The sequence below is a fragment of the Planococcus ruber genome (assembly GCF_022819085.1).
Taxonomy (GTDB): Bacteria; Bacillota; Bacilli; order Bacillales_A; family Planococcaceae; genus Planococcus; species Planococcus ruber.
Genome location: NZ_JALHAG010000004.1, coordinates 197129 through 219110, shown reverse-complemented (window position 1 = coordinate 219110; position 21982 = coordinate 197129). Strand labels below are relative to the sequence as shown.

The 21982-nt window shown below is 45.1% G+C and carries 22 protein-coding genes; 5 read left to right on the top strand and 17 right to left on the bottom strand.

Annotated features, from left to right (window positions below):
• Nucleotides 1–31: 31 nt before the first annotated feature.
• The 15 genes from mreD to MTR82_RS08895 form a co-directional block, all read right to left on the bottom strand.
• The gene (gene mreD, locus MTR82_RS08965) at nt 32–577 is read right to left on the bottom strand and encodes a rod shape-determining protein MreD (protein ID WP_052651866.1); all 546 of its coding nucleotides are present in this window, start codon (nt 575–577) and stop codon (nt 32–34) included.
• Nucleotides 574–1458: a rod shape-determining protein MreC gene (mreC, locus tag MTR82_RS08960; RefSeq protein ID WP_246808768.1), complete on the bottom strand. Its 885-nt coding sequence runs from the start codon at nt 1456–1458 to the stop codon at nt 574–576. The genes mreD and mreC overlap by 4 nt, the downstream gene beginning before the upstream one ends.
• Nucleotides 1459–1472: 14 nt before the next feature.
• Nucleotides 1473–2501 (bottom strand): rod shape-determining protein, encoded by a 1029-nt coding sequence (locus MTR82_RS08955; RefSeq protein WP_052651868.1) that lies wholly within the window; start codon nt 2499–2501, stop codon nt 1473–1475.
• An 89-nt stretch (nt 2502–2590) separates the two neighbouring features.
• A complete protein-coding gene (gene radC, locus MTR82_RS08950; protein ID WP_279577040.1) occupies nt 2591–3286 on the bottom strand; it encodes a RadC family protein in 696 nt (231 codons plus the stop codon).
• A complete protein-coding gene (locus MTR82_RS08945; protein WP_246808767.1) occupies nt 3273–3887 on the bottom strand; it encodes a Maf family protein in 615 nt (204 codons plus the stop codon). Before MTR82_RS08945 ends, radC begins: the two co-directional genes overlap by 14 nt.
• A 195-nt stretch (nt 3888–4082) precedes the next feature.
• Nucleotides 4083–4838: a prepilin peptidase gene (locus MTR82_RS08940; protein WP_246808766.1), complete on the bottom strand. Its 756-nt coding sequence runs from the start codon at nt 4836–4838 to the stop codon at nt 4083–4085.
• A gap of 138 nt (nt 4839–4976) precedes the next feature.
• Nucleotides 4977–5939, bottom strand: coding sequence for a LysM peptidoglycan-binding domain-containing protein (locus MTR82_RS08935; RefSeq protein ID WP_246808765.1), 963 nt, complete (start codon nt 5937–5939; stop codon nt 4977–4979).
• Entirely contained in the window at nt 5936–6700 is a 765-nt protein-coding gene (locus MTR82_RS08930; RefSeq protein WP_246808764.1) for a PilN domain-containing protein, read from the bottom strand. Before MTR82_RS08930 ends, MTR82_RS08935 begins: the two co-directional genes overlap by 4 nt.
• Before the next feature lie 2 nt (nt 6701–6702).
• Nucleotides 6703–7641: a type IV pilus biogenesis protein PilM gene (pilM, locus tag MTR82_RS08925; protein WP_246808763.1), complete on the bottom strand. Its 939-nt coding sequence runs from the start codon at nt 7639–7641 to the stop codon at nt 6703–6705.
• Between the two features lie 38 nt (nt 7642–7679).
• Complete coding sequence (locus MTR82_RS08920) at nt 7680–8138, bottom strand: prepilin-type N-terminal cleavage/methylation domain-containing protein (RefSeq protein ID WP_246808762.1); 459 nt, start codon at nt 8136–8138, stop codon at nt 7680–7682.
• A gap of 134 nt (nt 8139–8272) precedes the next feature.
• On the bottom strand, nt 8273–9484 hold the full coding sequence (locus MTR82_RS08915) for a type II secretion system F family protein (protein ID WP_246808761.1): 1212 nt from the start codon (nt 9482–9484) through the stop codon (nt 8273–8275).
• 3 nt (nt 9485–9487) lie between these two features.
• Nucleotides 9488–10528, bottom strand: a complete 1041-nt coding sequence (locus tag MTR82_RS08910) for a type IV pilus twitching motility protein PilT (protein ID WP_246808760.1) — start codon at nt 10526–10528, stop codon at nt 9488–9490.
• A 2-nt stretch (nt 10529–10530) separates the two neighbouring features.
• The gene (locus MTR82_RS08905; protein ID WP_246808759.1) at nt 10531–12189 is read right to left on the bottom strand and encodes a GspE/PulE family protein; all 1659 of its coding nucleotides are present in this window, start codon (nt 12187–12189) and stop codon (nt 10531–10533) included.
• 21 nt (nt 12190–12210) lie between these two features.
• The gene (locus MTR82_RS08900) at nt 12211–13698 is read right to left on the bottom strand and encodes a VanW family protein (protein ID WP_246808758.1); all 1488 of its coding nucleotides are present in this window, start codon (nt 13696–13698) and stop codon (nt 12211–12213) included.
• A 1-nt stretch (nt 13699) separates the two neighbouring features.
• On the bottom strand, nt 13700–14089 hold the full coding sequence (locus tag MTR82_RS08895; protein WP_246808757.1) for a hypothetical protein: 390 nt from the start codon (nt 14087–14089) through the stop codon (nt 13700–13702).
• 341 nt (nt 14090–14430) lie between these two features.
• On the opposite strand from MTR82_RS08895, the gene MTR82_RS08890 reads away from it, so the two are divergent.
• From MTR82_RS08890 to MTR82_RS08880, 3 genes are read left to right on the top strand one after another with little or no spacing between them, the layout of a single operon-like run.
• Nucleotides 14431–14847 carry a prepilin-type N-terminal cleavage/methylation domain-containing protein gene (locus tag MTR82_RS08890; RefSeq protein ID WP_052651879.1) on the top strand — a complete coding sequence of 139 codons (417 nt, stop codon included), beginning with the start codon at nt 14431–14433 and terminating at the stop codon, nt 14845–14847.
• Entirely contained in the window at nt 14834–15373 is a 540-nt protein-coding gene (locus MTR82_RS08885; RefSeq protein ID WP_246808756.1) for a PulJ/GspJ family protein, read from the top strand. The genes MTR82_RS08890 and MTR82_RS08885 overlap by 14 nt, the downstream gene beginning before the upstream one ends.
• Nucleotides 15374–15419: 46 nt before the next feature.
• Nucleotides 15420–17219 carry a hypothetical protein gene (locus MTR82_RS08880; protein WP_246808755.1) on the top strand — a complete coding sequence of 600 codons (1800 nt, stop codon included), beginning with the start codon at nt 15420–15422 and terminating at the stop codon, nt 17217–17219.
• A 40-nt stretch (nt 17220–17259) separates the two neighbouring features.
• Here the strand turns inward: MTR82_RS08880 and MTR82_RS08875 are convergent, their stop codons facing one another.
• The gene (locus MTR82_RS08875; protein ID WP_246808754.1) at nt 17260–18963 is read right to left on the bottom strand and encodes a sensor domain-containing diguanylate cyclase; all 1704 of its coding nucleotides are present in this window, start codon (nt 18961–18963) and stop codon (nt 17260–17262) included.
• A 45-nt stretch (nt 18964–19008) separates the two neighbouring features.
• Nucleotides 19009–20205 carry a bifunctional folylpolyglutamate synthase/dihydrofolate synthase gene (locus MTR82_RS08870; protein ID WP_246808753.1) on the bottom strand — a complete coding sequence of 399 codons (1197 nt, stop codon included), beginning with the start codon at nt 20203–20205 and terminating at the stop codon, nt 19009–19011.
• A gap of 73 nt (nt 20206–20278) precedes the next feature.
• Here MTR82_RS08870 and MTR82_RS08865 point away from each other — a divergent pair, with 73 nt between their 5' ends.
• A complete protein-coding gene (locus tag MTR82_RS08865; RefSeq protein WP_246808752.1) occupies nt 20279–21142 on the top strand; it encodes an ATP-grasp domain-containing protein in 864 nt (287 codons plus the stop codon).
• Nucleotides 21139–21918, top strand: coding sequence for an ATP-grasp domain-containing protein (locus MTR82_RS08860; protein WP_246808751.1), 780 nt, complete (start codon nt 21139–21141; stop codon nt 21916–21918). Before MTR82_RS08865 ends, MTR82_RS08860 begins: the two co-directional genes overlap by 4 nt.
• Nucleotides 21919–21982 lie beyond the last annotated feature (64 nt).

Genomic DNA, 21982 nt, shown 5'->3' with positions numbered 1-21982 from the left:
TGTGTCACCTGCGCTTTCATTAAAATAAGCCTTACTGGCCGTTATATCCGGACATTCCCGGACTGTTCTGGCGTTCGATAAAACGGGCCACGATCACCGATCGGAAAGCCCAGCCCAAGATGAATAAAAACAGCGAATTCGCGATCATCGTCGGGAGCAAGCGGGTTCCCAAAAAGGCTTTAATCGGCATCGAAGCAAGCCCGATCAACGAAAAGAATTGAAACAGGACGAATTCGAAAAGCGCCGTCAAGACCAAAGTCAAAACAGTCGTGATGAATAGATTCCGGTGGATTGATTTTACGGTGTATCCGGCGATTACACAAACGGCCGGATACAAAAAAGAATATAAACCAATAATATCAATGAAAAAGACATCATACAAGAGTCCGAAAAATAATCCGTAGTACATTGCCCGTTTTGTGTCGTAATAAACGGACACGAATATCAGAAACATGATCAAAAAGCGCGGGACGATGTAATAAAAATCGCCATTCATCTGCAGCGGTGAAAAAAGTCCGAAAACAGGTTCAAGGAAAAACAGGACCAGGCCGATAAGCGGAATCAGATAACGGATCATGATTCACCGTCTCCTGTCTCCCCATTATCTTCCCCGTCCACTTCCGGCGTCAGCCGGTCCGCTATCACGACATGGTTCAGCAACGTGAAGTCTGCCGCCGGTTTGACGTAAGCGAGTTTTGTCAAACCGAATTCATCAATGGCCACTTCCGTAATTTCCCCGATGACGATGCCTTTCGGGAAAATCCCGCCAAGCCCGCTGGACACGACTTTTTGCCCTTCTTTGAGTTCGATTTCAGCATCAATCCGCTTCAAGAGCAATTCGCGGCGATCGGCGTCATAGCCTTCAATCAAGCCGAATACCGCTTTGTCGCCCCCGAGCACCATCGCTGAAACGCGATAGTTCGGGTTTTGAGTGGAAATCAATTCAACCGTTGAAGACAATTTAGTCACCAGCGTCACCTTGCCGATCAAACCGCGCGCTGTCATGACGGCCATATTCGGCTTCACGCCGCTCGTCTCGCCTTTATTGATGACGATTTTCTCTTCCCATTGGTCCGGGTTCCGTGCAATGACGGTTGCCTGGATTGGATTATAATCCCGTAAATCCTCTTCTTTGCCGACCAGTTCTTTCAGTTCCGCGTTTTCAGAACGAAGATCCGTGACTTCCGCCTGGACCGTTGCAAATTCTTCCAGACGTGATTTCAGGTATTTGTTTTCTTCATATGTATTCAAAAGCGAATCCACGTTATCGAAAACCCCTGTGACAAAATGTGCGGGCCTTGAAAAGACCGATTGCCCAGCACCAACGGCATCTTTGATGATCTGCTCCGGCAATGACACATTGTCCCGATCGCGCAAAGAAAAAGAAATCAATGCGACGAGCAGAATAACGCCGAGTAGCAGCAAGATAAGCCGCTTATTCGAAAAAAACTGTGGCATTAGTGCAATCCTCCTTATTTATGCGATTGCTGGCGTCGGATCTGATCCATATTATCTAAAGCTTTACCAGTTCCAATTGCGACACAATCCAATGGATCATCTGCAATGATAACAGGCATCATTGTAACATCTGAAATAACTTTGTCCAGGTTTTTTAGAAGCGCTCCGCCTCCGGTCAAGACGATTCCGCGTTCCATGACATCCGCTGATAATTCAGGCGGTGTCGTTTCAAGCGTTTTCTTCACGCCGTCGATGATTGCGGCAATTGACTCTTTCAATGCTTCCGCAATTTCATCCGCTGAAATTTCAATTGTTTTTGGAAGGCCTGTCAAAAGATCGCGTCCGCGGATCTCCATTTTCAAATTCTTCTCAGCTTCTGTTGCTGCACGAGCTGAACCGATTTCCATTTTAACCGCTTCCGCTGTCCGTTCACCGATCGTTAAGTTATACGTTTTACGGATGTATTGCGTAATTGCCTGGTCCATTGAATCGCCGGCAACCCGAACCGATTCGCTCGTTACAATGCCGCCAAGTGAAATGACTGCAACTTCAGTAGTACCGCCACCAATATCGACGACCATACTGCCGGTAGGTTCCCATACTGGAAGATTTGCTCCGATTGCAGCTGCAAAAGGCTCTTCGATTGTGAAAGCTTCCCGAGCTCCTGCCTGGCGGGATGCATCGATAATCGCACGGCGTTCGACTGAAGTGATGCCATAAGGCACACAAATCATGACGTTCGACTTTTTCCAAGTCCCGCCTGCCACTTTCATAGCTTCTTTCAAGTAATATTGAATCATTGCGGTGGTTGTATCATAGTCAGCGATAACGCCGTCTCTCATTGGACGGATCGCTACGATGGACCCAGGAGTCCGTCCGATCATATTGCGCGCATCGTTTCCGACAGCGACGATTTCACCTGTACTTGTGTTTTTCGCGACAACTGAAGGTTCACGAAGAACAATCCCTTTATTTTTTACAAAAACTAACGTATTAGCAGTACCTAAGTCTATTCCTACATCTTTTGATCCGATTCCAAACAAGTCAAATCTTCCCTTCTTTATATGCCAAAAAGCCATAGTGTTAACACAATACCTTTCATTATAGCTGAAAAGCAAAGAAAACAACAGTGTTACATATAGCCCTTTTCATTCAAAGAAATGAATTGATGGTCACCGATGATGATATGATCCAATAGTTCGATTCCGACAATGCTGCTAGCCTCCACCAAACGCTTCGTGACGGCGATATCTTCCGGTGAAGGCGCCGGGTTTCCGGAAGGGTGGTTATGGGCACAGACGATGGAAGCGGCCGATCTGCGCACCGCTTCGCGAAAAATTTCACGCGGATGGACAATGCTCGCATTCAAGCTGCCGACGAAAACGGTCTGCTTATGCATGACTTGGTTTTTGATGTTGAGAAAAAGAACCACGAAATGTTCTTGTTTGAGGGATGTCATATCCGCCATCAAATAAGAGGCGGCATCTTTTGGGGAACGAATGGTATATTTTGTGTCGGTTTGTTTGGAGGATAAACGGCGGCCAAGCTCAATGGCGGCGAGCAGCTGAACAGCCTTCGCCTGGCCAATGCCTTTAATGGAAGTCATTTCTTCGATCGTTGCATCTTTTAAATGATGGAGATGCTCAAAATGGAGGAGCACCTGGTTGGAGAGATGTAAAACGGATTCCTGCTTCGTTCCGGTGCGAAGCAAAATTGCAATCAATTCCTGATTCGACAAACTCATGGCGCCTTGGTTGACCAGCCGCTCGCGCGGCCGGTCCTGCGCATGGACGTCCCGGATCATCAACGGCTGTTCAGAAGTCAGCATGGACATGGCTCCCTTCGAGCGAAATATAGCCGGACGCTTCCAGCTTCCGGGCAAGGCTCGCAACCGGCAAGCCGACAACCGTTTGGTAATCGCCTTTAATTTCTTTGACGAATAACCCGGACGCCGTTTGGATGCCGTAAGCGCCTGCCTTGTCATACGGATCGCTCGTCCCGATATAGGCTTCGATCCATGATCTGTCCAAGTCATAGAATGTCACTTCCGTCGTCTCGTAAAAAGTTTGCTCATCCTCTCCCTTTATAATTGCGAGCGCCGTAACGACTTCATGCGTATTCCGGGATAAGCGCTCCAGAAAATTCCGAGCCTGCTCTTTGTCTTTCGGCTTCAGCAATACTTTCCCGCCAAGCACCACCACCGTATCCGAGCCGATCACGACGGATTCAGGCGTAACTTTTGCAATCTCTTTCGCTTTTTGAAGCGCACACTCCACCACGTATTCCACTGCGCTCTTGAAATGCTCCGGAGCCGGCTCCGCTTTTTTGCTCGGGATGATCGCAAAGTCAATGCCAAGGCTTTCCAATAATTCTTTCCGCCGCGGCGATGCAGACGCCAAGACGATGGGCTGATTGGTTTTGAATTTCATTTCAAATTCCTCCTTTTTTAGCATCATACCGAAAATGTTTCGGTTTGGAAAATTTCACCGGAATGTAAAAAATGAATTTTAAGGCGATGGACGGAATCAAAAACGGGATTTGCCTTAGCAATTTTTCTTTATTGCCTATCTGGCAGCTTTCAAAACTTTATTTTGAGGCAAAGAAAAAAGGATGAAGCGCATGCTTCATCCTAAAAATCCGAAATACCAATCAATGAGCGGTTCGCCCCAGAAATAGACGATCAGCGCACCGAGCGCAATCGACGGGCCGAATGGCACCGGCGTCTTGCGCCCCGCTCCTCTCATGCGCAGCTGGAAAATCCCGGCGATCGCTCCGATCAATGACGCAAGGAACAGCGTCAGCAACGTCCCCGTTGTCCCGAGCACCAAGCCGATGACAAAAAATAATTTGATGTCGCCGCCGCCCATCCCGCCTTTTGAAACGACCGCAATCAAAAACAAGAGAAGAAACCCGATAACGGCGCCGAGGATCGAATCCCACCACGGATCAAGCGGAATGAAGAAGCGGAGCACGAGCAACAGAATCGCAAACGGCAGCAAAACCCGGTCCGGAATGAGCATATACGCAATATCCGAAACCGTGATGATGACCAGCAGCGAGACAAAAAGAATCGCGATGAGAAGTTCCGGCGTCAACCCGAACACCCAGAAAGAGAACGCAAACAACACCGCAGTGATGAATTCCATCAGCGGATAAACCCAGTGGATCTTTTCCCCACACGAACGGCATTTGCCGCGCAGGAAGAGATAGGAAAATACCGGGACAAGATCAAGCGCCGTCAATTGGCGGTTGCAGTTGGTGCAATGGGAAGGTGGAAACGCGATTGATTCCTTTTTCGGCACACGCAGGCCCACCACATTAAAGAAAGAACCGAAAACCAGTCCGAAAATAAACGAAAACACAGTATAGGTGATTGTCATAGCGGCCCCTTTCATCCTTTATTGCATAGCAAATAAGCCGAATCCACTTTTTTATGGAAACAACCGTTTTATTTCCCATCTAAGGAATTTAACATTCGAAACAGCCCAGCGCTAGGCTCTTCGTCCATTATCTCTTTTTTATGTAAGTTCAGGAATGATTAATTGGTTTCCCGTTAAAATCAGCGTGCTGTCCAGTCCATTCGCTTCTTGCAGTTCCGCTACTTTATCGGCGTCGCCGAAATATTCGAGGGAAATCGCAGAAAGCGTGTCGCCGGCCTTGATCTGATGAATCTGCTCAGAAAGGCCGGCCACTTGGAAGCTGTCTTGTGTATCAATTTTTGAAACGTCTGTGCTTTCTTCTTCCGCGTCTGCCGGAGGAACTGAATCTGCAGCTGGCACTTCGACCGCTTCAGGCGCCGTCGTTTCCAGCTCTAAATCCGTCCCGTCATTTTGCGGCAATGGATTGCTTTTTCCAGCAGGAGCCGGTACCGCCACTTTCGGCATCGTATCTTGCAAAGCGATTAAATCCGGACGGTAAAACGCCGAGAAAGTGAGTGATGCGGTTAGCGTCTCTTCTTCTTCCGTAACTTGTGTCACTTCCGGGTTCGCGCCAAAATCGATGGCATCGATGATCATGATGCGATCCATCGCTTCGATTTCACGGATAAAACGCAGGATGCTGCCGTAATCCGCTGCTTCGATTTCCACCGTCGTCAGCACTTCCTGGATATTCTCGACGCCTTCAACCGGCTGCAGCAATTCAAGCGGCCCTTCCGTAAATGCGATCGATAGAGCAAGTGTATCCGAAATCAATTCAGCTTGTTCCACTTGCAACAGGATCAAATCCGTCAACGGTTCCACTGAAACTTTTTGCTGCAAGTCTGAGATGCTGATTTTTTCGCCGACCGGCTTTGATTTTACTTGCGTCTCAAGCGCCATCAGCACTTCACGTTCTGATGACAATAATTGCTCAGCCTGCAGTTTCGCGTCGCGGGCAGGCATATAAATGCCAAAATAGGAATAAGCGGCTAAAGCGAGAAGGAATACTACAGCCAGGACCACAAGGCCCATTTCTTTTTGTCTCCGAGTCAAACTGCTCATCGCAAATCCCCCTCCGTTTCAGCCGGAACGGCATCTGTGTCAGTTGCCGGTGCTTCTTCTATTGGCGCCTCTTCTACAGGCGTTTCTTCTACTGGTGCTGTCTCAGTTGGAACTTCTTCTGCCGGCGGTGCAACGACTTCGCCGTCCACCAATTCGCCTTCTGCCGTTCCTTCTGCCGGAATGCGCTCATCGACAAAACTGATTGTATATATCGCCAAATAGCGCGGATTTTCAAGAATTGGATCTTCCGGGACTTCTTCCCCTTCAACTACCGCCGTTTCCACGGCTTGATTCGCTACAGAATCCAAGGTCGCAGAAGCGATCAAGTCAGATGCTTTTAATTGCGTCAAATAATAAGCGGCTTCCCGCGTCGTATCAAATTGCAACGTCAACGTCGCCTGGTTAGGTGCTATGTAAGAAAAACTATTGAAAAATCCGCGTTCAGGCAAGATCGACACCAGTTCATCCAATAACGGAACGGTATCGTATTGATAGTTAACCGCCCAATCGACGGTTGCCTGCAATTGCTGTTCTTCATTCAAACCTGAAGTCTGCTCGATATCCGCACGCAAAATCGCTTGCTCCGCTGCAATTTGTTCGCTTTGTGCCAAATAATCGGATTGTTCAGCTGTATTAGCGCGAGCCATGAAAAAGAGAACCGCCCAGATAATGACAGCTACCAATAAAATCGAAAGTGCCGCAATCAGGAAAGCGGGACGGTCCCGTTCCTTTTGCGGCAATAAATTGATATCAACCAGCATGCTTACACCTCTTTCAATGCGAGACCGATCGCACGATTGAAGCGTACAGGTACACTTTTCAACTGATCGGACGGAATAGGATCAATGACGAGCGGCGTAACAGGCACCGCAAACCGCTCTTCGAGGCGAGACTGGAACGTAAACCAGTCTTCAAACTCCCCGTTGCAGACGATATGCGTAATGCCGGCTTCTCCGCCGTTCATGTTGTAGCGATAAAAATTAGCTAACTTTTCGGATTCGGTTTCAATGATAGACGTGATTGTTTCAGTATCCAAAACTAAACCGCCGAATGCATCAAATTCCACGGGACGCATGAATAACGGATAATGTTCATGGAAAATCGAGACGGTCATTTTTGTCGACTGGATATCGATTAACATGATGTGCTCGTCTTTCTGGAAATCATGTTGCAAAAACCCAAGGCGGTATAAGGCAAGCGGCGTAATATCCGCTACAACCGGATCAAGTTTTGCCCGGTCAAATACGCGTTCATAATCGGAAATCACCGATTCTTTTGAGGCAATGATGATTGCTTCCGGTTCTTCCGAATCCGATTCATAAGGCACAACATCGAATACAGGATCTTCGAACGGAAGGTAAAGCGTAGAGCCGATTTCAATGAAAAAGTGGCCTTTCAATTCATCGGCTTCAATATCTTCGGGGTAATTCACTTTGCGGATAATAACGAATTCGTCAGGGGCGAGGAATCGGACTGACTTCTTAGAGAGACCCCACTGATCAACAGCCTTATCGAGAATCGATTCGAGCGCATCGCTATCCACAATTTTGCCGTCTTCGATGATACCTTGCGGAAGATCCATCTCTTCCGCACAGCTCAACTCTAGCGGCGAAGCCGACTTGATATCCACATGCCGGATTGCGTCTTCTTCTATAGTAATGGTTGCGACTCGAGCTTTTCTCGATAAAAACGATAAGGCCATTTTTTCAGCTCCTAAATTCTTTAATAATCATCTTCAAATTAACGAGTTACTTCAATAGTTCCTGTCCCACTTGTTGGAGTAAAAGTACCACTTTGATTATTAGGCATACTATTTATAGTTGCTTTATTAGCAGTTTTAAATTCAACTTTTGCACCAGTAACATTTGCTGTTCCGCTAATTGTTTTATTAGCAATATGAACTGTAGCTGCACCAGGTATTTCTCCTAAATCATCTAAATAACCAGCAGTTTTTAATGCTGTAACTGTTACCGTTCCGTCCGTTCCAGCTTTATTACCATCTGTTTCATATAAAGTTGCTGCACTTAATACATTAATAGCATCAGACTTAACTGCTCCTACACGACTATTTTCAATGATATTACCAATTGCCGGAATCGCAATTGCAGCAATAATAGCGATAATTACGATTACTGCTAAAAGCTCGATTAACGTCAAACCTTTTTGATCTTTTAATTTGTTTTGGATGAATTTTTTCATCGGCGTTTGCCCCCATACATGGTTATTTTAGCACTTTCTCAAGCACAATCTTATTATATCAATAGAACTAAAATACACAATAGTAAAATCATAAAAATTTATAAAAAATTTACATTCAAAAAGAACTTTTGTCCCTACATATTGTCTATGTTTTCAAACATACCAAACATCGGCATCATAATAGCAAGGACTATAGTCCCGACAAGCAATGCCAGGAAGACAATCATTAACGGTTCGATCAATGCTTTTAACCGGTCCGTTTCCTGCTCCACTTCTTTCTCATAAAACTCAGCCACTTTTTCAAGCATATGATCGAGTGAACCTGTTTGTTCTCCGATTGAAATCATATGAGGAATCAGTGGCGGAAACGCCCAGTGATTCTTCATAGGCTCTGTTAAAGAGCCGCCCCGCTCAAGCGAGTCTCTCGCGGACAAGAGCACTTTCGACATGACCGCATTTCCTACAACTTTTTCAGTCATCGTCATCGCTTGAAGGATCGGCACAGAACTGGAGAATAAGGAGCTCAACGTTCTCGTGAGTCTCGCTAAAGCAGATTTTTTCATGATGTTGCCGAAAATGGGCACTCGCAAAACTGCTTTATCTAAAAGCATATTTCCTGCTTCGCTCTTTCTCATCAGCCAATATGTAGCGATGATCAAGACTACAGCCAGCACGAGAATATACCAATAGCCGATGACGAAGTCACTGGCTGTCATAACGAATTGCGTAATCCATGGCAATTCGCCGCCAAAACTCGCAAACATATCGACAAACATTGGTACGATTGAAGATAGGAGGAAGATTACGACACCTATTGCCAAGAATCCTACAACTGCAGGATACGTCATAGCAGAAATTACCTTTTGCCTTGTTTGGTAGGCTTTATCGTAATGAGTGGCCAGACGGTCAAGAGATTCATCGATGTTACCTGACATCTCCCCTGCTCGAACCAAATTGATCGTCAGCGGTTCAAAAATCTTTGGATATTTTGCCAAAGAATCTGATAGCGTATTCCCTTTTCGAAGCTCTTCATCCACTTCCACTAATGTTTTCCGCAGCGGTTTGGAATCGACTTGCTTTGAAAGGATGCGAACGGCATCAACAATCGTTACGCCCGCTCTCATCAACGTCGAGAACTGGCGAAGAAACATAATAAACTGGTCCCGTTTTACTGGATTGCCGATCACAACATCTTTTTGAAGGGCGGTCGCTTGGACTTCCCGGATATCGATCACTTTGATGCCTTCGTCACGCAACCGCTCGACTGCGTCACGCCGGCTAGCAGCTACTACAACCCCAGAACGGATTTTCTTCCGGTCACGGCCTTCATATTTAAAACGTGCCATCCTCTATTCCTCCCCTTCCAGGAAAGGCTGAGCTGTCTGACGGGAAATTTTCCCTTGCGAAAGCAAGTTTTGAATCGTGGTCAGCATCATATGCATGCCGGCAGAACGGTTCGTCAAGATCACATTCGGAATTTGGTGCACTTTTTCCGTGCGGATCAAATTGGCAATGGCCGTATTATTAATCATAATCTCCGTTGCGGCGACGCGTCCTTTGTTATCCGCAGTCGGCAGCAAACGCTGTGCAATGACCGCTTTTAACACCCCGCCTAGCTGAGTGCGCACTTGGGATTGCTGTTCCGGCGGAAAGACGTCGATAATCCGTTCAATTGTTGACGCGGCACTCGACGTGTGGAGTGTCGCCATGACCAAGTGGCCCGTTTCGGCAGCAGTGATCGCTGTTGAAATAGTTTCAAGATCACGCATCTCGCCAACTAAAATGACGTCTGGATCCTGGCGCAATGCCGCCCGCAAACCATTTGCAAAACTGCCTGTGTCAAAACCGACTTCCCGTTGGTCAATGATTGACGTCCCGTGCTGATGCAAATATTCTATCGGGTCTTCCAGCGTTATGATGTGCTTATTCATTTTTTCATTGATATGGCGAATCATGGCTGCGAGCGTCGTCGACTTGCCAGATCCCGTAGGCCCTGTCACCAAAATCAACCCTTGGTTGATTTCAGCCAAATTTTTTAAGGTCGGCGGCATATTCAAATCTTCAATTGTCGGAATGCCGGTCGGAATCATCCGGAACGCATGCGAAATCGAACCACGCTGCTGGAAGGAATTAACCCGGAATCTGGCAACGCCAGGCAACGAGTAGGAATAGTCCATTTCCCCTTTATCAAGAAAAACGTCCCATAACTTTTCAGGAATTAATGCTTTGCCGATTTCTCTAGAAAGTTCCGGTGTGATGCTTTCGTCTCCGAAGCGTTGAAGCGTTCCGTGCATCCGAAAGACTGGCGGAATTCCGACTGTGATGTGAATATCCGATACATTTTTTTCCTGGGCAGCAGTTAATACTTTATTAATATAGTCATTTGGCATAATTAGTCAATCATGGCAACGCGCATTACTTCCTCTGTCGTTGTCATGCCCTCCTTTACTTTCATTAAGCCATCGTCGATCAAAAAGATCGTTTTGTTTTTATTGGCAATTTCCCGGATTTCAGCTGCCGTACCGCCTCTGTTAATCACGTCTTTAATGGCTTCGTCCACAACTAGTACTTCGTGAATCGCCATCCGTCCGCGATATCCAGTCATATTGCACTGGGAACAACCTCGGCCACGAGCAATGATATCGATGTCGAATCCGCGTTTTTCAAAAATTTCTTTTTCACGCATAGTCGCCGGCTGGATTTCGCGGCAGTCGCGGCAAACGCGCCGAATCAAACGCTGGGCCACAACGGCATTTAAGGAAGCCGTCACTAAGAACGGCTCTACACCCATATCCATCAAACGTGAAATGGAGGCGATTGAATCGTTCGTATGGATTGTGCTTAAAACTAAGTGACCGGTCAAAGAAGCCCGGATCGAAATATCCGCTGTTTCTTTATCCCGGATTTCTCCTACCATGACGATATCCGGATCTTGGCGAAGAATCGAGCGGAGCCCAGCGGCAAAAGTCAAACCGACATTCGTATTCACTTGAATCTGGTTAATGCCTTCCAATTGATACTCAACCGGATCTTCAACGGTAATGATGTTCACTTCTTCTGCATTTAATTTATTCAATGCGGCATAAAGCGTAGAAGATTTACCTGACCCGGTCGGACCAGAAATTAAAATGATGCCGTTCGGCTTTTCGATCGCCTGCATAAAGCGTTCCATATTCGTTTCATTAAATCCAAGCTTCGAGATATCGGTCAAATTATTGCTCAAATCCAAAATCCGCATAACCACTTTTTCGCCGTAAACTGTGGGCAGAGATGAAACACGTAAATCGATCGGACGGAAGTCGACAGTCGACTTGATCCGTCCATCTTGCGGAATGCGGCTTTCTGTAATATCCAGATTGGCTAAGATTTTGATGCGGGCAGTAATCATTCCCTGCATCTGTTTCGGCAATGTCCGAACCGTACGAAGCGCCCCGTCAATGCGGTAGCGGACCAAAATCCGGCTTTCCTGCGGATCAAAATGGATATCACTTGCTTTTTGTGCCACTGCGCTGGAAAGAATTTGGTTTACTAACCGGACAATCGGCGCATCCAGATCGCTTAGTTCTTCTTGTTGCTGCTGGGTAACTTGCGGCATTTCTCCAAGCATTTCATCGTACGACTCTTCATCGTAGTATTTCGCAATTGTCTTCAAGATATCATCTTTCGAAGCGATGGCCGGCTCAATTTGGAAGCCGGTCGTCAAGCGAAGATCGTCGATTGTAATAAAATCCATCGGATCTGTCATCGCGACAAATAATTTATCGCCTTCAGTTTTTAAAGGCACCAGTAAATTGCGCTTTGCGAATTCCTTTGGCACTACATTGAAAAGATTTGGATCAAATGGATAGCGGAACAAAGTGACGTGCGGAATGCCGAGCTGAACTTCGAGCGTTTCGATCAATTGCTGTTCGGTTACTAGACCGCGCTGCAGTAAAGCATCCCCTAATTTCTGGTCAGCCGATTTTGCTTTTAACGTTTCTTTTAAATCTTCGTCTGTGAGCAAGCCTTGCTCAATTAAAATATCGCCTAGCCTTTTGCGTACGATTGCCAAGTCTACTCCCCCTCAAAGCTATTAAGGATTAATGATATTTCCGCCTTTATCGTAAGTTGGTGCGGAGCCGTTATTGCCCGCCCCAGTCGAGTTATTGTTTTCTGAACCACCAGCGTTATTACTGTTGCCCGTGTTCCCAGTTCCACTATTGTTATTTTCAGAACCACTGGCCGCACCATTGCCGCCAGTTTGGCTGCCATCTGTTGAAGAGCCGGATCCATCAATTCCTGTATCCCCTGAAGATGAACCCGTTCCATCCGTTCCTGTAGAAGGATCTACTGTATCGCCTGGAGTCGAATCAGTGCTTCCTGGAGTAGTGACTTCGCCAGTAGCTGGATCTATAATTTCTCCACCTTCTGGAACCACTTCTGTTGAAGTTAAAGGATAGACTTCAATCCGGTGTGTTGGCGGATAGAAATCGGTTGAAATCGGTTCAATTTCAAGCTCTTCTCCTTGAGCTAAAATCAAACGGCTGACATTCAAGCGGACTCCATCCGCTCCAGGTTCTTTCACCGTAGATCCATTCGACACGAACGCACTATATTGTTTGATTAAACGAGGTTTTACTTCTTCTTGTTCACCAATCTGAACGGAATACGAGTAGACAAACGGCAACCCGGTCATTGAAGCTTCTATTGCCGCTCCGTTTGTTCCGATATTCAAGATAAAACTGCTGTCATTCGGATTCGTAAATACAAAATCGACATTTAATGCTCGATTGATTGCCGCTTCCTGGCCTAAAGGAATAGCAGCAGGCGTTTTCGTACCGATGCTCCGTTCATCAATAATGAAATTTGATTGCAGCACCACTCTATAAATCGCCGAAGCAATTTCTGTCAGCTCCTCGTCCGAAACTTGCTGGAGGTCTTGTTCATCTAAGAAGCCAATAAGCGAGAACTGGGCATTCGGCGCAATTTGGAAACCGTTCAACGCAGCCAATGCTGCCTGTGCGCCTTTGCTTTTTAAATTATGGTTGAACGAAACGGAAGAAACGACTTCGCGTTCGACACTTAAATTGTCATCACTGATCGTGATGCGGGTTTCTGCTTGTCCGTTATGGAGGCTTTCTTCTAATTTAGCCGTCACGCTTTGAATTTCTTCATTGGAAAATACTGCAGAAGGAAACTGCTCCGCCAAAAAAGTTTGTGTCGTAGCATCCGATAATTCGAACACGAAATTGTTTTGCGAACTGCTTTGAGCACGTTGGACTGTTTCGTCCAATAGGATCTCTGCATTATCCAATGGATAGTTGGCTGTTGCATCTTGGTACGTGACAATGAGCTGAGCGGACTGTTTCCAGGATTCCACTCGGCCAGCAAATAGTTGTTTGGCTTCAGTAACTTCCATATTTGAAACATCCGTTGCACCGATATACGTATTGTCGCCAAATTTTTCGACTGGAAAAAACCATTTATCTACAGCCAAAGCCCCTGCATTTGCAACGCCGAAGAATAAAAAGGCTGAAAGGATAATCGCTAAAAATGTAGTCCCAAAAACTTTATTGTCCATCTTACGATTCCCTCCGCTTCGGATTCATGCTGTCCATCCCAGACGCTTTGGCAAGATCTTGATTATCATCCTTAACCAAATTCACTTTACTTTGACGTGAAAGGAATTTCTGGCGAGCTGCCCGGCGTTCTTCAGACTGTTTGACCTTCTCCAATTGCGCTTTTTCTAACTGCTTCATATAAATTAATGACGCCATCAAAGAAATTGCCACTATCGCAAGCAGCGACATATAAAATGGCATGTAATTTTGCATTATCAATCCGATTGCTGCCGCTGTCACCGCTCCTACTAAAATCGTCATTTTCTTTTTCATCGGGATTGCTTTGAATAAGGTATAAGCTAATGCAAAAACAATTGCCGCAAAGATAATTAAAATTAAAATACGAACCATAACGAACCTCCTGTATAAGTTGAAAAAAATTGAAATTGATTTTAAATCGACAAAACAATGATTATTCTACTAAAACTCGCTATTCACCTGATAAAATGTAAAATGAAGTAAAGCGCTTAGGTTGAGTTTACTACTAATCACTTGTTATCATACAAGATAATTGTTACAGATGAAAGTAGTTCTTGCCTCCTAGACGAAAATATTTTTATTGCAAAATAAAGTCCCATGATATAGATTAGCGAAGGGAAAAATGTTATATATATCTGTAGAAGCAAAAAAAAATCACCGAAATAGGTATTTAGTTCCAAATATATTTGTCCAATAGATAGACGAGGTGCTTTATGAAGAATGAAAAAGGATTAACTTTAGTAGAAGTATTAGCAGCAGTTGTATTAATTTCTATTGTTCTAATGGGATTTATGGCTCTTTTTGGAACTACGAATAAACTAGCGGTCACCAATAGCGAAAAATTAGTAATCATTAATCTAGCGGATGCAAACTTGGAACGCTTGAAATCAGATCCTGTTCTTTATTTTAAAAATACTGGTTATGCATTCCCCCCTACTACATTAAAGAGCGGTGTAGACTTTACCCGTACAGAAACCATTAATGGGAAGAATTATTTGATAAGCATTGATTTTACTCAAAACACTTCGGAATTAAATTTATCTATTTATAATGTCTCCGTGACTGCTAAGTCTCCAAGTTCAAATTTATCCAGTACTGTGGAAGGATATTTGCCTTATGTCAAGCCTTAAACCTAATAATGAAAATGGCATTACTTTAGTCGAAGTTTTAGCTACATTAGTGATCATGAGTATTATCGGTACCTTAGCGTATTCAATTCTTTTCCAGGGGTATAACAATTACAACCGGGTCAAAGTTGAAACCGAACTTCGGGATGAAGCCGATCTAATCATGGCGAATTACATTTCAGATTTCTATGTGATGAAAAAAACAGAGGCAAAATTAGTCAACTCTTGCACAAATGGATTTGTAAATTCAGAAGTAAGCGTAACTAAAAGCAACGGGTCTTCATACAAAACAGGCGTATTGAATAAAGAAGTAATTATACGGGGCCAGCCAGTAAGATTTAATAATGCAAATGTGAAATTTGTTCCCGTACCATGCACCTCTTCAAGCAACCTTTCAAATATCGCCAATATCAATACCAGAGATGGCGTTGAATTCACTATCAAATTCACACTTGAAACTACTGTAAAAGGAAGAACCCACCAAATGGATTTTAAAAATACTATTTCAATAATTGAGGATAAATTATAATGGTCATGCAAAATGGAATTCATTTAACTGGCAGGGGGCGTCATTGATGAAATACCTGAAACAGCAGAAAGGTTACGCTTTACTTGTTACATTGTTGATATTAGTTGTGTTTAGTATTTTAGGTGCTACCCTGATGATGTTCACTTTTAATGGTGGAAATAAAAACGAAGTTCGAGAAGATATTACACAATCCGCAGATTTATCTCAAAAAGGCATTGATCTAATGACGACCCAAATAAATGATGATCTTACCAAATATTTAGGTGCCAATGGAGTCCCAAGAACCGACTTTCTATTTCAGCTTGAAAGAGTTTTGGATAAATACAGATGTACAGCAACTAATTCTGCAGCTACCATATCTACAACTGGTTCTTATAAAGTTTGCATTGATTCCTATGTTGATAGCATTACGGAAGAAAATGAAGTAAACCCATTAAAGAAATTGGTTACTTTTAAAAGTATTGGAACTTCAGGCAAATCCAATAGAGAGCTGGTCAGCAAAATTGAAATTGGAGCTGAAACTGCCCCTGAAGCTTTAAGATATGCAGTTGGCACCAATATTGACAGTTCAGATGGTTTTCAACCGGGAGAAGGAAATTTGCTGATGCATGGCGGAGTGGATATTACAGGAGATGTGAAAGTGGACGGGAACATCGTAACCAGCTCGAATGGTTATGCTCAATTGGGCGGCGATCGATGGATTCCGAGTCTAGCGCCTTCAGCTATTCCTCTTCCTGGTACGGATTCTTCTCGGTTATTTCTTGGCAAGAAAGCTTATTTCTTTACTCATAGCCCTACTTATTCAAGTCATATTGCATTAACCAACTTTACTTCTAATGGTTATTCAGAAAAGAGCAATATTGACGATTTGTTTCGGCCTGGATTCGCTCCAGATTTGGTTTCTAGGGAGCCAGTTAGAAGTCCGATCGGTATTACAACTCAAAAAGCAAATTTTGAATATAGCCGTACAAGTGCTGGTGCCGAAAACTTAGATGCTGGAAGCAGCAAAACGATAAACGGAATAAACAAGCCTTCTTCAAAAGTATTCCTTAGCTATACATTTAGCGAGAGAGTATGTGTCGATGGTTGGTGGTGGTTCTGTAGTAAATATGATTATGTTAATTACTATGACGATAGCGGAACATTCACTTTTAAAGGCACCAATAAATTCAAACAAGTCTCAACAAACGGAAGCGCAACTTTTCTAGATACAAATTCAACATTTGAAAGCGGTATGTATGTAAACGGGAATCTTTTGATCGGAAATAATAGCACTTCTGAAAATGTTAGTAATTATTCGGCTATTACATTAGATGGCCCAATCTATGTTAATGGGAATGTTACTATTAAAGGTGCCGATTTACTTAGCAACGTACTCCTATACGTTAATGGAAGCGTAACGATTGAATACTCTCGGATCAATGGAAAAAGCCTTAGTTCCGGCAAAAGAGGCTCCCTGATTATTCTTTCCAAAGGAAATATTAAAATTTCCAACAACTCGGTCAACCAAGATGCTCCGAGTTACATCAAGGGATTCTTTTATACGGAACAAGATTTTGAGATGTTTGGAGTAGGGTCGAATATTAAGATTGATGGTGGAATTTCTGCCAGAAAAATTGTATTAAATGCAATTCGCGGCCGAGCAAAAGATACTTTCTTCACGGGATCTTATCAAATTCCAAATAGAGCTGATTATTTTGAAAATGTAAATGGACAGCAAACTAGAGATTCTCGCTTACAGGTTATTTACGATTCAGAAATCATCTCCACCTATTCCGATTTAAAACAGCAAGAGCCGGTCATCTACAAAGTTGACCCGCCTCTCGAAAAAGACCGCAGCTACTAAAAAGAGTGGAACTCCTGAGTTTTAGGAGTTCCACTCTTTTCTATTTCACATAAGCCGCAACCTTATTCCGCCCAGCCTGCTTCGCCCCAATGTACAACGCCCGGTCCGCATTGCGGATCAGCGCATTCGGTTCGTCGCTGTCATCTGGTGCAGTAGAGACGCCGATGCTTAAGGTGATATGGACGTCTTGGATGCTCCGGTCCGCACCTAGATCGGTTTTGATCCGGAATGGATGCTTTTCGATTTTCTTGCGCAAAGATTCTGCAAATAACATCGACAGGTCTTTGCCGTAATTCGGGAAGAGCACGACGAATTCTTCGCCGCCGTAGCGGGCAACAGTCCCTTCCTCCCCTACCTCTGCTTCAAGCAGCCTTGCAAGTTCGATCAGGATATCGTTGCCGCTTTGGTGGCCATATGTGTCGTTGATGCTCTTGAAGTGGTCAATGTCCATCATCACGAGCGAGAGTTTTTCGAGCTCGCCGGATTTGACTTTGTTCATGCATTTTTCAAGTGCTTCATCTAAATAACGGTAATTGTATAATTTCGTTAAGCCGCAGCGCTCACTCTTCGCAATCGCTTTTTGGACGTAGCCTGCTTTTTCGAGGGATACGGCGAAATACGTACTCAAGATATCGAGAATCTGCAGCTGGTGGCTGACGTACGCATATTTTTTCTTCGAAGCGAGCACGAGCACGCCTTCGATTTTATTGTTGCGGGCGACCGGTGTACACATGATGCTTTCCGCATCCACTGGGATATAACCGGTGACAATTTCATTCCACTGGCTCTTTTTCTCGTAGACGACCGGTGTGTTCGTGACGATGACATTTCCGGCAATGCCTTTATTGTAGCGGACTGCCGGTATGTCCAATTTGATGAATTCATTATTTTCAAACATCCGCAGCATGATCAATTCGCCGCCACGGTAGTCGATGACATAGGCGTAATCGCTTTTGAACATATCTGCTACTTGAAGAACGAATTGGTCGAGCACTTCGTCCGTTGACAGCCGGGCAGCCAGCTGATGGCCGATCTCCCCTGCTTTTTTCAAATCGATGTTGACTTGTTCCGAGCTGTTGTACATTTTCATGACCGCTGTCATGATGAAGAACGGAATGCCGAGCAGCACGAGAGCCGCACTGCCGATATAAGCTTCTGTAATATAAAGGGCAATAGCGTAAGGGAACACGCACAACGTCAGCGCAAAATCCCAGATGGCGTCAATGGAAAAGAATTTATTCGGCGTGCCGGTAATTTGATCGTAAATGTAAAAAATCACTTGATTGGCAACAACTGAAACAATTTGGAAAATTAAACCGAACACGATGATATGGACCAGATTGACCGATCCAATTTCCCCGCCGGCCAAGATAAATGCCATACCCGCTAAACAGGAAATCAGGAAAAACATGATCGAATTGAACGGGATGCGAAGGGATTGCGGTTCATCTGTCCGGCTTCTGAACAGCACCACCAGCATCGTCAGCTGGGAAATGAACAATTCTACGACAATGCCATATTTCAAGAATACAGCGACGGTCACCCATTGAACGAGAAAAGTCGATGCTCCGTTGATGTTCATGGGCATTAAACACATCAATACGAAAAATAAGATGAAGGCAAAAAGGTTCCATGGATCAATTTCCGGAGGCGGGAAATAATGGATGATCAAATAAAATCCAGGCAGAACGATCAATAGCCACAATGCCCAAAGAACTGTTCTTCTGTTGTTTGAATTCGGCATAGCATCTTCTCCCTAGCTGATTTTGCGCGAATTAAGGCTAAACCCTTAGCGGGCGGCGCTTTTATAGTTAGCAAATACCTTAAATTTTTCATTCCGTAGAATTGACAATAAATTCATTGAACCCGTGACTATTGTCATGACGTTTATACCTTGTACAGGTAATATATCATATTGATTTTGAATTGTCTTTATTTTACTTCTACTTTCTTCAAATAAAGTATTAGCTTCCAATGCACGCTCGCTTTCGAACGAGATAAACGTGAACTGATCGCTGATCGCTTCCAGTTTTCGCAAGATTTCTTTATAGTTCTTATCTTTTAAAATTCCTACCACAAAGTGAATTTCTTTTGTCGGAAATTGTTCTTTCACCGTTTGGATCAGCGCTTCGACGCTTTCAACATTATGCGCAGCATCCAAAACCAATCCCGGATAAAGTTCTTCGAAGCGAAAAGGAATGCTTGCTTTCGATAGCCCGGCATTCGCTTTTTCCTGGTCGAATGTCAGCAGCAAGATTTCCTTCGCTGCTTCCACCGCAAGTTGGGCGTTGCGGATTTGATGCTCCCCTTTCAGTTTTAATTCCACCGTAATCGGCTCTTTAGCTTTGATGACTTCGGAATGGAGTTTGTCAGCGTTTTCATTTACTACTGCCATTGCGGCTTCTGGGAGATTGCCGACAACGACGGGTTTCCACTTTTTGATAATCCCAGCTTTATGCCAAGAAATTTCTTCCAGTGTATCTCCGAGAAAAGCCGTATGTTCCATCGAAATAGACGGAATGATTGAAAGGAATGGATCGATGACATTCGTACTGTCGAAGCGTCCGCCCATCCCTGCTTCGATAATCACGGCGTCAAGCGGATGTTCACTGAATACCAGGAATGCTGCAGCCGTCAGCAATTCGAAATCCGTCAGCGGCGTCCGGAGAGATGCGAGCCGGTTCATCGTGCGGTCCATTTCTTCTTCTGGAATCGGCTCTCCGTTGATCTGAATTTGGTCATGGAGATCTTCAATTTCCGGGGAGAAGAAATTGCCGACCGATAACCCGTGCTCACGCAGGATGCTTGCCAGGAAAGTGGCAGTCGAGCCTTTGCCGTTGGTTCCGGCAATATGTATGAAAGTCCCTTTTTGATGAGGGTTGTCTAATTCTTTTAAAGCAGCCGTGATGGCATGCAGGCCGGGTTTGATAGCAGCTTCTGTCTGGATGTTCCATTTCTTCTTGTAGGCATCGAGTCCATTTATCATTTTTACCCTTCTTTCTCCGTTAAACGTGATACACTTTTTTTAAGATTAATTATACCATGAAGGAGAACTGGAAATGACAACATGTTGGGTAATTTATAACGGAAGTCTGGTCTCCGATAAATTCGCTGACCAAGCCCGCTTAACAGCCGATGCGGCGGAACACGCAGGTGTATCCGCCACAATCATGAAAAATTACGAGGCGATGATGGACTTGTCTCTCCCATCCGATCTTCCGGATTTTGCGGTGCTTCTCGACAAAGACATTTTGCTTGGCTATTTCCTGAAAAGCCGCGGAGTGCCCGTCTACAATGACCCGGCGATCATCGACCTTTGCGACAATAAAGCGAAGCAGTATATCGAGCTTGCGTCTCGTGGCCTTCCGATGCCGCGGACCATTGTCGCGCCGAAAGTCTATCCGAATTTCTCGATTCTGGAATCCGGTTATTTCGAACGCGTGATCGATGCCTTGAAACTGCCGATGATCATCAAAGAAGGCCACGGCTCCTTTGGCATGAAAGTCTATCTAATCGAAACAGAAGCGGAGTTTTATGAAAAAGTGGAATCGCTTCGCGGCATCGATTTCGTCTTTCAGGAATTTATTGCATCGAGCCACGGACGCGACATTCGCGTGAATGTGGTCGGCGGTGAAATCGTCGCCGCAATGTACCGCCACTCCGAAACGGATTTCCGGGCGAACATCACTAACGGCGGCACCGCTTCTCCGGTTGACTTGACCGAAGCGCAGCGGAAACTTGCGCTGGATGCAGCCAATGCAGTCGGTGCAGTTTTTGCCGGCGTCGATTTGCTGTTTGATGAACAGGAACAGCCGCTCGTCTGTGAAGTGAATGCGGCTGCCCATATCCGCAATATCCTGAATGTCACGGGCATTAATGTGGCGGATGCCATGATCGCATTCATATTGGAGGACTTGAAATGATTCTTTTATACGAAACAGCGGATGCTCAGCGCAATAAAGGATTTATCGATGAGCTGCAGAATTTCGGCAGTTTTGAGCTCATGTGCTGGGACGATTGGTCGAATGAAGGATTGGGTAAGCTTGCCGAAAAGCTTGAAGGTTCGCTCGTTCTGTTCAGGGTCCGCCGCCCTTCTGCTGCACGGTTATTGGAGGACCAAAAAATTCGCTTGGTCAACCGCGCTGAAGTGAACCGGATCGCCAATGACAAGTGGCAGTCGTATCAGTTCATGCAATTGATGGGAGTGCCTGTCATTCCAACTTACCGGGAAGCGATGGAATTTCCGTGTGTGGCGAAAACAGCGGACGGCCATGGCGGCACTGGCGTTGAACTGGTTCACTCGACGGATGAAATTCCCGACGGAGCTTCGATTTTCCAGCCCGTTATTGAACATGGAGCGGATGTCCGCGCTTATGTCATCGGAGACGAAGTAGCCGGTGCCGTGGAGCGGAGTTCTGCGGATTCGTTCAAAGCGAATTATTCGCTCGGCGGCAAAGCGGAGAAATACATCCTTTCTGCGGCGCAGGAACAGGACGTCTTGAAAATTGCCCGTGCATTGAAAAGCGATTACATCGGCGTTGATTTTCTTTTATTGCCGGACGGACGGCATGTGTTCAATGAAATTGAAGATCCGGTCGGTGCCCGTTCGTTTTATGAAACGCACGATGAGAATATTGCAGAGTTATTGGTGCAGCATCTTCAGAAATTGGCGAAAGATGCCCCTTTTCGCCCGCTATGAAAGTCCGCTGCTTGCGGACTTTTTTTATGGGACAGGGGAAATTGCAGGGACGGAGTTGATTGTC